Source organism: Nocardioides psychrotolerans (assembly GCF_900113685.1).
GTDB lineage: Bacteria > Actinomycetota > Actinomycetes > Propionibacteriales > Nocardioidaceae > Nocardioides > Nocardioides psychrotolerans.
Genome location: NZ_FOQG01000011.1, coordinates 146,014 through 158,788, shown reverse-complemented (window position 1 = coordinate 158,788; position 12,775 = coordinate 146,014). Strand labels below are relative to the sequence as shown.

14 protein-coding genes and 1 pseudogene are annotated in these 12,775 nt (G+C 69.9%); 11 read left to right on the top strand and 4 right to left on the bottom strand.

Annotated features, from left to right (window positions below; all coding sequences use genetic code 11):
• The 6 genes and pseudogenes from BM204_RS14390 to BM204_RS14365 all read left to right on the top strand — a co-directional run.
• Positions 1 to 811: IS982 family transposase (locus BM204_RS14390; protein ID WP_218153744.1), on the top strand; the 811-nt coding region annotated here is incomplete at its 5' end.
• Positions 812 to 831: 20 nt separating this feature from the next.
• A pseudogene (locus tag BM204_RS23545) lies at positions 832 to 1,059 on the top strand (dihydrofolate reductase family protein); the annotation flags it as partial.
• A gap of 165 nt (positions 1,060 to 1,224) precedes the next feature.
• Positions 1,225 to 1,461, top strand: a complete 237-nt coding sequence (locus BM204_RS14380; protein WP_091114633.1) for a type II toxin-antitoxin system Phd/YefM family antitoxin — start codon at positions 1,225 to 1,227, stop codon at positions 1,459 to 1,461.
• 20 nt (positions 1,462 to 1,481) lie between these two features.
• The gene (locus tag BM204_RS14375; protein ID WP_091114669.1) at positions 1,482 to 1,877 is read left to right on the top strand and encodes a type II toxin-antitoxin system VapC family toxin; all 396 of its coding nucleotides are present in this window, start codon (positions 1,482 to 1,484) and stop codon (positions 1,875 to 1,877) included.
• A 767-nt stretch (positions 1,878 to 2,644) separates the two neighbouring features.
• Positions 2,645 to 2,878 carry a DUF2191 domain-containing protein gene (locus BM204_RS14370; RefSeq protein WP_091114631.1) on the top strand — a complete coding sequence of 78 codons (234 nt, stop codon included), beginning with the start codon at positions 2,645 to 2,647 and terminating at the stop codon, positions 2,876 to 2,878.
• A complete protein-coding gene (locus BM204_RS14365) occupies positions 2,875 to 3,198 on the top strand; it encodes a type II toxin-antitoxin system PemK/MazF family toxin (protein WP_091114628.1) in 324 nt (107 codons plus the stop codon). Before BM204_RS14370 ends, BM204_RS14365 begins: the two co-directional genes overlap by 4 nt.
• Before the next feature lie 25 nt (positions 3,199 to 3,223).
• On the opposite strand, the gene BM204_RS14360 is transcribed toward BM204_RS14365, so the two are convergent.
• Complete coding sequence (locus BM204_RS14360) at positions 3,224 to 3,751, bottom strand: maleylpyruvate isomerase family mycothiol-dependent enzyme (protein ID WP_091114627.1); 528 nt, start codon at positions 3,749 to 3,751, stop codon at positions 3,224 to 3,226.
• Entirely contained in the window at positions 3,748 to 4,551 is an 804-nt protein-coding gene (locus BM204_RS14355; protein WP_091114625.1) for an ArsR/SmtB family transcription factor, read from the bottom strand. The genes BM204_RS14360 and BM204_RS14355 overlap by 4 nt, the downstream gene beginning before the upstream one ends.
• A gap of 274 nt (positions 4,552 to 4,825) precedes the next feature.
• Between BM204_RS14355 and BM204_RS14350 the strand changes: the two genes are divergently transcribed.
• From BM204_RS14350 to BM204_RS22685, 3 genes are all read left to right on the top strand, one after another.
• Positions 4,826 to 5,617: an Fpg/Nei family DNA glycosylase gene (locus BM204_RS14350; protein ID WP_091114623.1), complete on the top strand. Its 792-nt coding sequence runs from the start codon at positions 4,826 to 4,828 to the stop codon at positions 5,615 to 5,617.
• A gap of 166 nt (positions 5,618 to 5,783) precedes the next feature.
• Positions 5,784 to 5,948: a hypothetical protein gene (locus tag BM204_RS22690; RefSeq protein WP_170259161.1), complete on the top strand. Its 165-nt coding sequence runs from the start codon at positions 5,784 to 5,786 to the stop codon at positions 5,946 to 5,948.
• An 81-nt stretch (positions 5,949 to 6,029) separates the two neighbouring features.
• Entirely contained in the window at positions 6,030 to 6,176 is a 147-nt protein-coding gene (locus tag BM204_RS22685; protein WP_170259160.1) for a hypothetical protein, read from the top strand.
• A gap of 112 nt (positions 6,177 to 6,288) precedes the next feature.
• Here BM204_RS22685 and BM204_RS14345 read toward each other — a convergent pair whose 3' ends face one another.
• Positions 6,289 to 7,311: a zinc-dependent alcohol dehydrogenase family protein gene (locus BM204_RS14345; RefSeq protein WP_091114621.1), complete on the bottom strand. Its 1,023-nt coding sequence runs from the start codon at positions 7,309 to 7,311 to the stop codon at positions 6,289 to 6,291.
• Positions 7,312 to 7,424: 113 nt separating this feature from the next.
• Here BM204_RS14345 and BM204_RS14340 point away from each other — a divergent pair, with 113 nt between their 5' ends.
• Entirely contained in the window at positions 7,425 to 8,951 is a 1,527-nt protein-coding gene (locus BM204_RS14340; RefSeq protein ID WP_091114619.1) for a helix-turn-helix domain-containing protein, read from the top strand.
• A 117-nt stretch (positions 8,952 to 9,068) separates the two neighbouring features.
• Here BM204_RS14340 and BM204_RS14335 read toward each other — a convergent pair whose 3' ends face one another.
• Positions 9,069 to 12,074 (bottom strand): crotonase/enoyl-CoA hydratase family protein, encoded by a 3,006-nt coding sequence (locus BM204_RS14335; protein WP_091114616.1) that lies wholly within the window; start codon positions 12,072 to 12,074, stop codon positions 9,069 to 9,071.
• Between the two features lie 68 nt (positions 12,075 to 12,142).
• On the opposite strand from BM204_RS14335, the gene BM204_RS14330 reads away from it, so the two are divergent.
• Positions 12,143 to 12,772 (top strand): TetR/AcrR family transcriptional regulator, encoded by a 630-nt coding sequence (locus BM204_RS14330; protein WP_091114615.1) that lies wholly within the window; start codon positions 12,143 to 12,145, stop codon positions 12,770 to 12,772.
• Positions 12,773 to 12,775 lie beyond the last annotated feature (3 nt).

Here is a 12,775-nt window from a genome sequence, read left to right as displayed (position 1 = left end):
GATCCCACCGAGGACCAGCGACGCCGAGATGCTCACCCTGGCCGTGATGCAGGCCCTGCTGGGCTACACCAGCGAGACCCGGTTCCTGCGCTATGCCCGCAAGAACCTGCTGGGCATGTTTCCGAACCTGCCGCTGCAGTCGGGCTACAACAAGCGGCTGCGCAAGCTCGCAACCACGATGACCTGGCTGATCAGCGAGCTCGGGCGCCAGACCAGCATCGCCAACGACGACGTGTGGGTTGTCGACTCCGCCCCGGTCGAGTGTGCAAGGTCGCGGGAGACCGTGAAGCGCTCCGACCTGGCCGGCTGGGCCGAGTACGGCTACTGCGCCTCCCACAGCCGCTTCTTCTGGGGCCTTCGGCTGCACCTGGTCTGCACCCTGCAGGGCCTGCCCGTGGGCTGGGCCCTGACCGGCGCCAAGGCCGACGAACGTGAGGTCCTCAACGCGATCCTCGACGCCACACCACACCTGGGCGCCGGGACCCGGCAGATCGTGATCGCCGACAAGGCCTACTACGGCCGCGGCTTCGAGGCAGGCCTGGACCTCGCCGGCATCGAACTGCTCCGCCCCTCCCGCAAGGGCGAGAGCCCACGGCCCGGGCAGCGCTTCTTCAAGCCGCTGCGCCAAGTCATCGAGTCGGTCAATGCCACCTTCAAAGGCCAGCTCGACCTCGAACGCCACGGCGGGAAGACCGTCGCCGGAGTCTGTGCCCGGATCGCTCAACGCGTCCTCGCCCTGACCGCCGCGATCTGGCACAACGACGCCCTGAACCTCAGCGTGCGACGCTCACTGATCGCCTACGACCACTGAGACCCCTTGGAATTTGTCATCTAGTCACCGGCGACGCTGTCACCGAGATCACCCGGCTCGAGACCGAGGATGGCGGTCCCATGGACGTCGCCAGCGCCACCCTCGCCGCGGCGGCCATGCGGGCCGGGCTGATCGACGAGTAGGCGATCGTCACCCACCCGGTCCTGGTGGGCGGCGGCACGCCGTTCTCCACGGCCCTGGACGACTGGGTGAACCTGAACCTGGTGGAGACCCGGACATTTCCCTAGGGCGTGCTCCTGACCAGGTACGAGACTCGGCGCTGACTACCCGACCTCTGCCGGCACAGGTGGGCGCGTTCGGCGGGCCGCACCGTTTTTGTTCGAGACAGCCACCGGTAGTTCCGGGGCACCATCTCCCTCGCGTGTGCGTCTCACCGGTGATACCATGCATATATGAAGCCGGTCACTGTTCGCGAACTGCGAAACCATGGGGGAGAGGTCTTGGACCGCGTTGCACGAGGCGAGGTGCTGGTCGTCACCCGAGACGGTGCCGAGGTGGCCGAGTTGCGCCCCCGCGCTCGTCGCAGCCCGGCAGCTGCCGATCTGATCGCCCGCCGCCGCCACCTGCCCAGCGTCGACCCTGAAGCTCTTCGCCGAGACATAGATTCCGTCCTGGACGCCACGTTGTGACCGCGGCGCAGGGCCGAGGCATGCTCGACACCTCCACCGTCATCCTGCTCGGACGCCTGCAGGATCCCTCCGACCTCCCCGAGGAGTCGGTCGTCAGTGCGGTGACCCTCGCTGAACTCTCGGTCGGTCCGCTCGTTGCACGCAGCTCGAAAGAGCGCAGTGCACGTCAGGCTCACCTCCAGCAGGCCGAGTCCGACTTCGAGACGATTCCGTTCGATGCCGCGGCCGCGCGTGCGTTCGGCCAGGTCGCGGCCTCGCTGCGCTCCACCGGACGCAAGCCGAAGGCGCGTGCCTACGACGCGCTGATCGCCGCGACCGCCATTGCCGAAGGCATTCCGGTCTTCACCTGCAACCCCGGCGACTTCGACGGAATCGAGGGTCTCGACGTCCGTCCCGTGCCGCACCCGGACCGCTGATTCAAGGTGGTGCTGGAACCCCTGCGTATCAAGTCCGGGCGCGTTCAACGCGGCAGATGAGTAGGTTGCCACCATGTTTCGCTCGCATGTCCTCCTGATCGGCGGCCGGTCAGGTGTCGGCAAGTCCACGGTCGCAGCCGAGGTCCATCGCCAACTCTCCGAGGCTCAACACGGATGGTCGTTCGGCGACGGAGTTAGCCGCTGAGATCATCCGATTGACCGAGTGGTCCACGGAATGAGGGCGGATTGCGGTCGGAACAGCGGCAGGGGCGGGCCTTTGACGCCGCGACGCACAGTCAATTAGTGGACAGTCTGCGTATCAAAACCCAGGCGTATCGTCCCGGCCGACGCCCTTGACGAGGCTGTTGTGAGTCCAGCGGGTCCGGTGATCGGCTTCCGGGCGGGCCATGAAAACTGCGGTGCATCCTGGGGGTGCGTCGGGTTTGATCGCCGTATGTCGATCACGCTGCAGTCCGGATCACCTGCCTTGTTGGACGAGGTCGTCGAGGCAGTGGCGCTCTGGCAGGAGGAGGGTGCGCCGGTGCAGCTTCATCCAGGTGACTTTGGCTGGGCTTGGAGGTTTGGCGCGCAGTCGCTTGCCGCGCGGGGCAGGGGGTCAGTCGGAGCCCGGTGATTCATCTGATGCAACACGAAGCCTACTAATTGACATAATGTCAGTTATCGGCGAACTCGGACGGGGGGTCGCAACGGGTTCTTCGACGCCGCTTCCGTGAGCGACTGTGGCATGGTTGTGGCATGGTTGTGGCATGACTCGCACACGTCTGAGCACGACCGTGGACGCAGGCCTCCTCGAGAGCGCCCGCCGGGCGTCCGGGAAACCAGACTCGGCGCTGGTGGACGAAGCCCTCGCCGCGTTGCTGGCCCGCCATCGCTCGGCCGAAGTGGACGCCAGCTACGCCGCCTACGACGCGCACCCGCTCGACGAACCCGACGAGTGGGGAGACCTGGCCTCGTTCCGTCGGGCGGTTTCGGCCTCATGACGGACCTCCCCGCACGCGGGGAAGTGTGGTGGTGTGAGACGCCGGAGATCGGCCGCAGACCCGTCGTCATCCTGTCTCGCGACGCCGTCATCCCGCGCCATCGCCGCGCACTCATCGCCCCGTGCACCACCACCATCCGAAACCTGGCAAGCGAAGTTCTCCTTGAACCTGGAGACGACCCGGTGCCGCTTCGCTCGGTGGTCAACCTGGACTCGATCGAAAGCGTCTCGATTGCGATTCTCGTCGAACGCCTCGGACGCGTGGGCGATGCCCGAATGCGCGAGATCTGCGCTGCCCTTGCAGTCGCGGTCGCCTGTTGAGGCTGAGCTTCGACCGCCCGGACCGTCAGGGCCTCGGATCCCGGCCGAGGAAGCCCACCAGTCGCTCGCTTGCGGAGGCGGTGCCGGGGACGTCGATCGGCGCGGCGAAGTTTTCACCCCGCGCGCTGAGGTCGAGGGTCGGTGAGACCAGCGCGAGCACGTCCCGGGCCAGCGACTCCGGGATCCGGTGGGCGGGGTGGCGGGCCAAACCGATGTCCCAGCCGTGCGTGGTCAGCTCGACCGCGCCGGCTGTCGCCGCGTTCTCGACACTCGTCGCATCGGCCGCTATAGAGAATGCGTGTGTCAGCTTCGTCAACCGTTGGTCCACCAGCGCCACAGGGTCGAGATCCTCGGTCAGTGGTGTCTGCGGAAGGTCGAGCGTTCCCGTCTCGAGCAGCCCGACGAGAGCGTCGATGACGTCGGCGAGGTGCACGACGACCCTTGCCGTGTCCCAGCCCTCACAGGGCGTCGGTCGTCGGAGATCGTCGTTGGTCAGCTCGGAGAGGACGTCGCGCGCATAGTCGGTGGCACGTCCGAACACCTCGATGCTCATGTGCGCGACCCCACCGGCATGTCCCAGGGCGCCGTTGGCAGGACATCGCCGGTTTCCAGGAGGGACTTGAGGTTGGCGAGCACTGCGGGCCAGCCGCGCGAGATCCCGTTCAGCATGTCGGTGTTCGGGAGATTCTCGTGGGTCACGGTGAGCCGGACGATGTCGTCGTGAGGTTCGACGAGGAAGGTGACGACGGAGGGTCCGTCCGTCCGCTGGTCCTCGGAGTCCTCGAACGTGATCACGAGCCGGGTGGGTGGCTCGGCCTCGAGCACCGTGCCGGTCACGTCGAGGGCGCCAGAACCGTCCACCCGTCGATGTTCCCAAGGGGAGCCGGGTTGCCAGTCGGACACGTTGGCGTGTCCCCAGTAGCGTGCGGTCAGGTCGGCGTCGGTGAGGGCCTGCCAGACGTCCTCGCTTCTCGCGCGGATGTAGGTGACGTAGACGTAGGTAGGCACGGATGTGGTGGTGTCGTTCATTGCGTTCTCCTCTGCTCGATTCTTGACGGCGCTGATCGTGGCCAGTCGCGGTGCGTCGTACGCCGCGATCCAGCGCTCGCCCATCTGGTGGATCGGTGCGGGGTTGAGGTAGTGCAGGCGCTCCCTCCCCTGCCGCACCACGGAGACGAGGTTGGCTTCGGCGAGGAGGTCGAGATGCTGCGTCGCCGACTGGCGGGTCATCTCGACACTTCCGCAGAGCTCAGTGAGGGTTTGCCCGTTCCGGTGCCGGAGACGATCCAGCAGGAGGCGCCTGGTCGGGTCGGCCAACGCCTTGAAGACCGGACCCAGCGCCTCATCCGTCATGTCGACATCATGCAGGCAAATACCTGCGTATGCAACCTGTCGGTGGCGAGTTCGCTTGCGACGGCACCCGGCGCGTCGGTCTTCATTGGGCCGAGGCGCTGGGCAGCGCATTGTCCAGGAGGAGGTCCCTCCCGGCTGCCCAGATCGTCGCTCAGGTCAGCAGCGTGGCTTGCTGAGTCGTCCTTTGTAGATCCCCACACCGCCCTCGCCCTGCTGGTACGCCGCAGAGCGCTGGCGCACCCGACGCCTTGGAGCACCACCGCACACTCGGGGCGTGCCCGAAGGTCACACCATCCACCGACTCGCGCGCCGCCACCGCACCCTGCTGGTCGGGCGGCGCGTCGCTGCGTCGAGCCCGCAGGGACGCTTCGCCGAGGGCGCCGCGCTCATCGACGGCCAGGTCGTCGACGCGACCGACGCGTGGGGCAAGCACCTCTTCCACCGCTACGACGACCTCTGGCTGCACGTCCACCTGGGCCTCTTCGGCACGTTCCGCGACGGCGGCTCCCCCGCGCCGGAGCCCCGAGGAGCACTGAGACTGCTGCTCACCACCGACGAGCACTGGGTCGAGCTGCGTGGGCCCACTGCGTGCGACCTGATGACGGGGCCGGAGCGCGAGGTCCTGCTGGACCGGCTGGGGCCTGATCCCCTGCGGCCCGGCGCCGACGTCGACGCGTTCACCACTCGGGTGGCTCGCAGCCGCGCCCCGATCGGGACGCTGCTGATGGACCAGGCGGTGATCGCCGGCGTGGGCAACGTCTATCGCGCCGAGGTGCTGCTGCGCCACGACACCAGTCCGTTCACGCCCGGGCGCGAGGTCGACCCCACGACGCTGCGTGCGATCTGGGACGACCTGGTCGTCCTGCTGCGAGCGGGCGTCATGGCGGGACGCATCGTCACCACCGAGCCCGAGGACCGCGAACGACCGAACGGTCGACCCCGTCGGGTCGACGCCCACTACGTCTACGGCAGGACCGGTCTCCCCTGCCGACGCTGCGGATCGGAGGTCCGGTCTGCCCCGATGGCTGCCCGCACGGTCTTCTGGTGCCCGGTCTGCCAGGTCTGACTCCGGCGCGACCGGGGTCGACCAAGCGCCGCACCCCGGCCGTGCAGCTGCCCCGACGGGCCATTTCGCGTAGCCCGAACGGACTACTTCCCTGCGATTCTCCCGTCAGCAGGGCCTGGGGAGGCCTACCTTCGTGGAGAACCGACTCTTCTCTGGGGGCACTTCCATGTGGGACACCGTGCAGGGCAACAACCACCTGCTGAGCCACGACATGCCGTGTGGTCACTGCGGCCACGCGATGCACACCTTCCTGGCGTGCTCCGACTCCTGCGACTGCACGCCGTCCGGCGCACACACGCGCTCGGCCGGGCGCGACCTCGCACGGCTCTGATCGACCCTCTGCGCGAGGATCCCGGAAATGCGAAGGTCGGCCGTCGGCCGTCCGATCGGACCTGGGAGCGGAGGACAGACCATGTGGGACACCCATCAGGACAACAAGATCCACCTGTCGCACGACATGCCGTGCCACCGGTGCGGCCACGGCATCCACACCTTCCTCGCCTGCGGTGACCAGTGCTCGTGCGAGCCGTCACCGATCCCCGGTGAGCTCGCGTCCTGACTCAGGTCGCGAGCCCCCGACCCAGGAAACGCGCGGCGCCGGCCGGCGTCGTACGACGTCCCGCCACAAGCCGGCATGCCACACCGCCTGCTGACCGCCCGTGAGGGTGCCCTCAGCCCTGGAGGTCGAGCATCACCTTGATGGCGCGTCGCTCGTCCATCGCGCGGTAGCCGTCGGCCACCTGGTCCAGCGGCAGCGTGGAGTCGAAGACGAGGCCTGGCTCGATGCTGCCGGACGTGACGAGGTCGAGGAGCTCGGGCAGGTAGCGACGCACCGGCGCCATGCCGCCACGCAGCCCGACGTTCTTCTGGAACATCTTCTGCACCGGCAGCTGCACGCCGTGGGGCACGCCCACGAAGCCGACCATCGACCCGGGGCGGGCGACCGCGAACGCCGTGCCCATCGCGGCGTCGGTGCCGACGCACTCGAGGACGGCGTCGGCGCCGACGCCATCGGTGATCTCCTTGACCTCCGCGGCCCCCTCCCGACCGCGAGCCGCGACGACGTGGGTGGCACCGAACGCGGTCGCGATCCTCTGGCGGGGCTCGTGGCGGGACATGACGATGACCTTCTCGGCGCCCATGACCGATGCGGCGAGGACGCCGCACAGGCCCACCGCACCGTCACCGACGACCACGACGGTCCCGCCCTCGGGCACGCCGGCGCAGACCGCCGCGTGCCAGCCGGTCGGCATGACGTCCGAGAGGGCCAGCAACGAGGGGATCATGGACGCGTCCGGCATCTCGTCGAGCTTGACCAGGCTGCCTTCGGCCTGGGTCACCAGGGCGTACTCCGCCTGGCCGCTCACGGTCATGCCGAGATTGGTGCAGACCGAGTGGGCGCCGTGCAGGCAGTGGGCGCAGGTGTTGTCGCTGTGGCAGAACGGCACGACGACGAAGTCACCGGGCTTGAACGAGTGGACCTCGGAGCCGACCTCCTCGACGACACCGACGCACTCGTGGCCGATCGTGTCGCCCTCGGTGATCGGGTTCTCGCCGCGGTAGGGCCAGAGGTCGGAGCCGCAGATGCAGCCTGCGGTCACCTTGACGATGGCGTCCGTCGGCGCGGTGATGGTCGGGTCGGGGACCTCGGAGACGCGGATGTCACCGGGCGCGTGGATCGTCGTGGCTCGCATGTCGCAGATCCTCGCACTCCCCTGGTGAGACCGGTCAAGCCACTGGCGTGGGGTCCGTCCAGACCCGGGCGAGGTAGATTGGCGTTATCTCACATGTGAGTTACCGTCGACGTATGGCAACGGACTACAAGGGTCGTATCGGCAACCTCATCCGGGATGCGCGCAAGCACCGCGGGCTCACGCAGCACCAGCTGGCTACCCTGCTCGGCACCAGCCAGAGCGCGATCAACCGGATCGAGAAGGGCCACCAGAACCTCTCGCTGGAGATGCTCGCCCGCATCGGCGAGGCGCTCGACTCCGAGATCGTCGCCCTCGGCGCCGGTCCGACGCACCTGCGCGTGACCGGCCCGACCACCCTCTCGGGCTCCATCGACGTCAAGACGTCCAAGAACGCCGGCGTCGCACTGCTGTGCGCCTCGCTGCTCAATCGCGGGCGTACGACGCTGCGCAAGGTCGCGCGCATCGAGGAGGTCAACCGGCTGCTCGAGGTCCTCAACAGCCTCGGCGTGCAGACCAAGTGGCTCAACGACGAGAATGACCTCGAGATCATCCCGCCGAAGGAGCTCGACCTGAGCAACCTCGACGAGGAGGCGGCGCGCCGTACGCGCTCGGTCATCATGTTCCTCGGCCCGCTGCTGCACCGGATGGAGACCTTCGAGCTCCCCTATGCCGGCGGCTGCAACCTCGGCACCCGCACCGTCGAGCCGCACATGAGCGCGCTGCGCCCCTTCGGCCTCGAGGTCAAGGCGAGCGACCGGTTCTACCACGCCCAGGTCAACCGGGCGATCGAGCCGACGCGCCCCATCGTGCTGACCGAGCGTGGCGACACCGTCACCGAGAACGCGCTGATGGCGGCGGCGCTGCACCCCGGCACGACGATCATCCGCAACGCCTCGTCGAACTACATGGTCCAGGACCTCTGCTTCTACCTCCAGCGCCTCGGCGTCACCGTCGAGGGCATCGGCACGACCACCCTCACGGTCAGCGGCCTGGCCGAGATCGACGTCGACGTCGACTACTCCCCCAGCGAGGACCCGATCGAGGCGATGTCGCTGCTGGCCGCGGCCATCGTGACGAAGTCGTCCATCACCATCCGCCGGGCGCCGATCGAGTTCCTCGAGATCGAGCTCGCGCTGCTCGAGGAGATGGGACTCGACTACTCGCGCACCGAGGAGTACGTCGCCGCCAACGGCAACACCCGCCTCGTCGATCTCACCACCCAGCCCTCGGACCTGCATGCCCCGCTGGACAAGATCCACCCGATGCCGTTCCCCGGCCTCAACATCGACAACCTGCCGTTCTTCGCTGTCATCGCGGCCGTCGCCGACGGGCAGACCTACCTGCACGACTGGGTCTACGACAACCGCGCCATCTACCTCACCGACCTCAACAAGCTGGGCGGGCACGTCAAGCTCCTCGACCCGCACCGCGTGATGATCGAGGGCCCCACCAACTGGACCGGCGCCGAGCTCATGTGTCCCCCGGCCCTGCGCCCCGCCGTCGTCATCCTTCTCGCCATGCTCGCCTCCAAGGGCACCTCGGTCCTCCGTGGCACCTACGTCATCCACCGTGGCTATGAGGACCTCGCCGAGCGGCTCAACGAGCTCGGCGCCTCCATCGAGACGTTCCGCGACATCTGAGCGGTTGCTCGCGGCTGTTCGCGCGGTGCCCCAGGACATGCGGATTGGTCACCAACCGCACGTCCTGGGGCCTTGGGACTGCGGTTGGTGACCAATCCGCAACCCCAGGGACCCAGCTCAGCGGCCGCTCCACCGCGGCGTACGACGCTCGCCGAACGCCTCGACACCCTCGCGGGCGTCGTCGGAGAGGATGACGGGCGAGGCCAGCTCGGTCTGCCGGTCGAAGGCCTCCTCGGCCGGCCAACCGGGCGACTCATCGACGATCCGCTTGCCCACGGCGACGCTGAGCGGCGCGTTGGCAGCGATCGCCTGCGCCAGCGCGACCGCGACCGCGAGCGCCTCACCGGGCGAGGTGACGCGGTTCACCAGCCCCAGCTCAGCCAGCCGCACCGATGACACCGGCTCCCCGAGCAGTGCCATCTCCATCGCCACGTTCCGGGGCAACCGCTCGCGCAGCCGCAGGACTCCCCCGGCTGCTGCGGCGAGGCCGCGCTTGACCTCGGGGATGCCGAAGACCGCGTCGGAGGCCGCCACGATCAGGTCGGCGGCGAGCGCCAGCTCGCACCCACCCGCGAGCGCGCTGCCCTCCACAGCGACGAGGAGTGGCTTCACCGGCGGGCGCGCGGTCAGGCCGAGCGGCCCGCGCCCAGCGGTCAGGGGCAGCTCGCCGCGTGCCGCGGCCTTGAGGTCCATTCCCGCGCAGAACGTGTCACCGGCGCCGGTGAGCACGATCGCCCGCACCCGCGGGTCCGCCTCGGCGTCGTCGATGGCGCGCTCGAGTGCCTCGGCGGTCCGCGCGTCGATCGCGTTGCGCACCTCGGGGCGGTCCAGGGTCACCACCAGCACCGCACCTTCGAGCGAGCGCCGCACCGATGGGGCCGGCGGAGGAGGCAGCGCCCCGTCGCCGGCACCGAGGACCGTCACCGACTCCCCGGCGACCAGCACGCGCATCCCCAACAGGTCACCGTCGGTGAGTGCGCCGACCACCGTCGGGTCCACGGTGCGCACGAGCACCCGCACCCCCGACGGCGTGAGCAGGCTGAGGATCCCCGCCTCCGGCGACCCGTCGCGCTCGTAGGGCACGGTGTAGGCCTCGACGACCGCCTCGCCGTCGTAGGACGTCATGACCGGTCGCTTCGGCGGCTGCTCGACCACGGGTCGCAGGTGGGCGTAGGCCTGTTCGGGCGGGGTGGCCGAGTAGAGGCCCAGCGAGTGCTTGGTGGCATACCAGCCCAGCGACGTGCAGAGCCCCCGTGAGGTCGGATCGGCGCGCAGCACCGGCACCATCGACGCGATGGCGTGACTGCCGTAGTTGTTGCCCGGACCACCCGCGAAGGTCAGCCCCCCGGTCACCGTCAACGGACGGGACGGATCGCCCACGGGCAGTCCCAGAGCCTCCGCACTGATCTCGACGGCGGACGGGAAGCAGGCGTAGAGGTCCACGTGCGCCACGTCCTCGATGCCCACACCCGCGTGGTCGAGCGCGGCCGCCCCGAGCGCCGCGATCGCCGGGGAGCGGGAGAGGTCGGCACGCTCCGAGACGAACCACTCGTCGTACGCCGAGGCGCCGGCGTGCACGAACACCCACCGGTCCTGCGGCACTCCAGCCGCCTCGGCAGCCGCCACGCTGGTCACGATCGACCCCGCCGCGAGGTCGACCTGGAGGTTGGCGCACATCAGCTTCGTGTAGGGCGACGACACGGCGCGGTTGTCCGGCGTCACCGTCGCGATGCGCTCGGCACCCTGGCGCGGCGGAGACCACGCGAACGGGTTGCGCGACGCGATCTCCGAGAAGCCCGCCCACAGCTGCGCCACGGCATCCGTGTGCTGCGCCGGCGTGCGTCCGAGCCGACCCCGCACCGCCGACTCCATCAGCGCGTATGAGTAGATCGGAGCCCCCAGCCCCACCGCGGTCTCGGCCTCGTTGTTGGGTCGCTTGTCGAGCCCGATGACGCGAGTCGGCGCGACCGACTCGTCCTGACGCGGCCAGTCCAGCGCGACGCCGTTCTTCTGCACCCAGGCCAGCGTCGAGCCCGCCTCGGCGCCGCTGATCAGCACCACGTGGGCGCCTCCGCGGGCGACGAGCTCCGCCGCATCGTTGACGACCAGCTGGCCGCCGTCGCCACCGTAGGGACTGGACTGCACGGTCTCGTCGGGCCGCGCGCCGAGCGCATCGGCGACCAGGAGCGCCTGGTCTCCGTAGGTCCACGAAGCACTGGGCACCGCGTAGACCGCGTCGGCGAGCGCCAGCAGGTCCGAGGTGGCACCGCTGTCGGACAGTGCCGCGCGCAGCGCGGCCGCCGACAGGGCGACGGGGTCCTGCGTCGCGTCGGGCTCGCGCTGCACGACCTGCCCGACCCCGACCACGACCGGTGTCCGGGGGTCGAGGGACCGCCCGGAGGCCAGGTGCAGCACCGGGTCGCCCGAGACCCGCAGTCGAGCGGGCGCCGAGCCCGAGACCTGGGACGTCAGCAGCCCCAGGGACGCGACGAGTGCCTTCTCGACGCTGCGCACCGCGGTCGAGCCGACGGGGCCGCGCACCGGAGCGCCGTCGAGCCCGGCGTCGAGCCGCACGACCGACCCGCTCCCCGACGCGGCGACCGTGCACCACAGGCCCAGGGTGATGCCCATCGGGCCGGTCCCCCGCAGCTCGAAGCCGGTGTCGCCGACGCTCACCACCGTCCATCGCGCCTCGGCCGGGATCTCCATCAGCAGGATCTGCTGGGCGAAGCGTCCGCCCTCCTCGATCACGCCGGGCCCCTCGCCCCGCCAGGTCGAGTGGATCGTCAGCCACTGCGCCGCCTGCCCGAAGTCGCGGACGTACGACGCTACGTCGGCCGGTCCTGCCGCGCACTCCGCCTGGGCGTGGACGTGGCGCGAGAAGTCGTCCACCCCGGCCGGGGCCGGGACCTCCACCCCGCCGGGGACCGCGACCGACCGCGACGCCCCTGCCGGCTCGGGCGGCCCTCCCCCGAGCCGGCCGCCGCTCACCTGCGAGAGCAACCCCCGGCGCAGGTCGGGGTTGCGCGCCGCCGTGGCGGCGACGCGGGCCAGGGCTGTGCCCTGGCCCAGGGTCCGGCTCAGGGTCCGCTCCAGGGGTCGGCGTGGGCTCGAGGGGCTCATGGTCTCACTTCCCGTACGTTCGGACTGTTTGTTTCAGTATGCCCTGTCCCGGGCGCTACCGTGAGCCCATGTCACCGAGCCCGGCCACCCGGCGCACCCAGGGCGAGCGCACGGCCGCCACCCGGGCCCGGGTCCTGGACGCCACCTTCGACTGCCTCCTGGAGCGCGGGCACGCGGCCACCACGATCGCCGAGGTCCAGGAACGCGCCGGCGTCGCCCGCGGCACGCTGCTGCACCACTTCCCTACCCGCGCCTCGCTCATGGTGGCCGTGGTCGAGGACGTCGCCCGCCGTCGCCTCGGCGTCCTGCGCGCCGGCAACCCCCCGTCCTCCGACGAGGCCGCGACACCGTCCTGGGTGCGCGCCGTGACCGTCGTGCGCAGCGACCTCGAGCACCCGGCCTTCTTGGTCGTCCTCGAGCTCTGGGTCGCCGCCCGCACCGACACCGCCCTCCGCGACGCCCTGGTGCCCGTGGAGCGCACCGTGTTCGAGGCCGTGCACCGCGCCGTCACCGAGGTCGTCGGCACGACCGACGCCCGGGTCCCGACACTGGTCCAGTTCACCATCGACCTGCTCACCGGCGCCGCGATGACCGGTCTCCTCGGGGGCGACCGCGCCTCCCACGAGCTCCTCGTACGCCGCTGGGTCGCCGCCCTGCCGGTCCTGCTCGGCGACGCCGACGCCGCCTCCTGGATCTGAGCC

Coding starts and splice junctions, on each gene's coding strand:
- BM204_RS14345 (WP_091114621.1), bottom strand. CDS start 7,311: ATGCGAGCCACGACGATCCACGCGCCCGGTGACATCCGCGTCTCCGAG.
- BM204_RS14365 (WP_091114628.1), top strand. CDS start 2,875: ATGACGGACCTCCCCGCACGCGGGGAAGTGTGGTGGTGTGAGACGCCG.
- BM204_RS14375 (WP_091114669.1), top strand. CDS start 1,482: ATGCTCGACACCTCCACCGTCATCCTGCTCGGACGCCTGCAGGATCCC.
- BM204_RS14380 (WP_091114633.1), top strand. CDS start 1,225: ATGAAGCCGGTCACTGTTCGCGAACTGCGAAACCATGGGGGAGAGGTC.
- BM204_RS22690 (WP_170259161.1), top strand. CDS start 5,784: ATGTGGGACACCGTGCAGGGCAACAACCACCTGCTGAGCCACGACATG.
- BM204_RS14340 (WP_091114619.1), top strand. CDS start 7,425: ATGGCAACGGACTACAAGGGTCGTATCGGCAACCTCATCCGGGATGCG.
- BM204_RS14360 (WP_091114627.1), bottom strand. CDS start 3,751: ATGAGCATCGAGGTGTTCGGACGTGCCACCGACTATGCGCGCGACGTC.
- BM204_RS22685 (WP_170259160.1), top strand. CDS start 6,030: ATGTGGGACACCCATCAGGACAACAAGATCCACCTGTCGCACGACATG.
- BM204_RS14335 (WP_091114616.1), bottom strand. CDS start 12,074: ATGAGCCCCTCGAGCCCACGCCGACCCCTGGAGCGGACCCTGAGCCGG.
- BM204_RS14370 (WP_091114631.1), top strand. CDS start 2,645: ATGACTCGCACACGTCTGAGCACGACCGTGGACGCAGGCCTCCTCGAG.
- BM204_RS14355 (WP_091114625.1), bottom strand. CDS start 4,551: ATGACGGATGAGGCGCTGGGTCCGGTCTTCAAGGCGTTGGCCGACCCG.
- BM204_RS14330 (WP_091114615.1), top strand. CDS start 12,143: ATGTCACCGAGCCCGGCCACCCGGCGCACCCAGGGCGAGCGCACGGCC.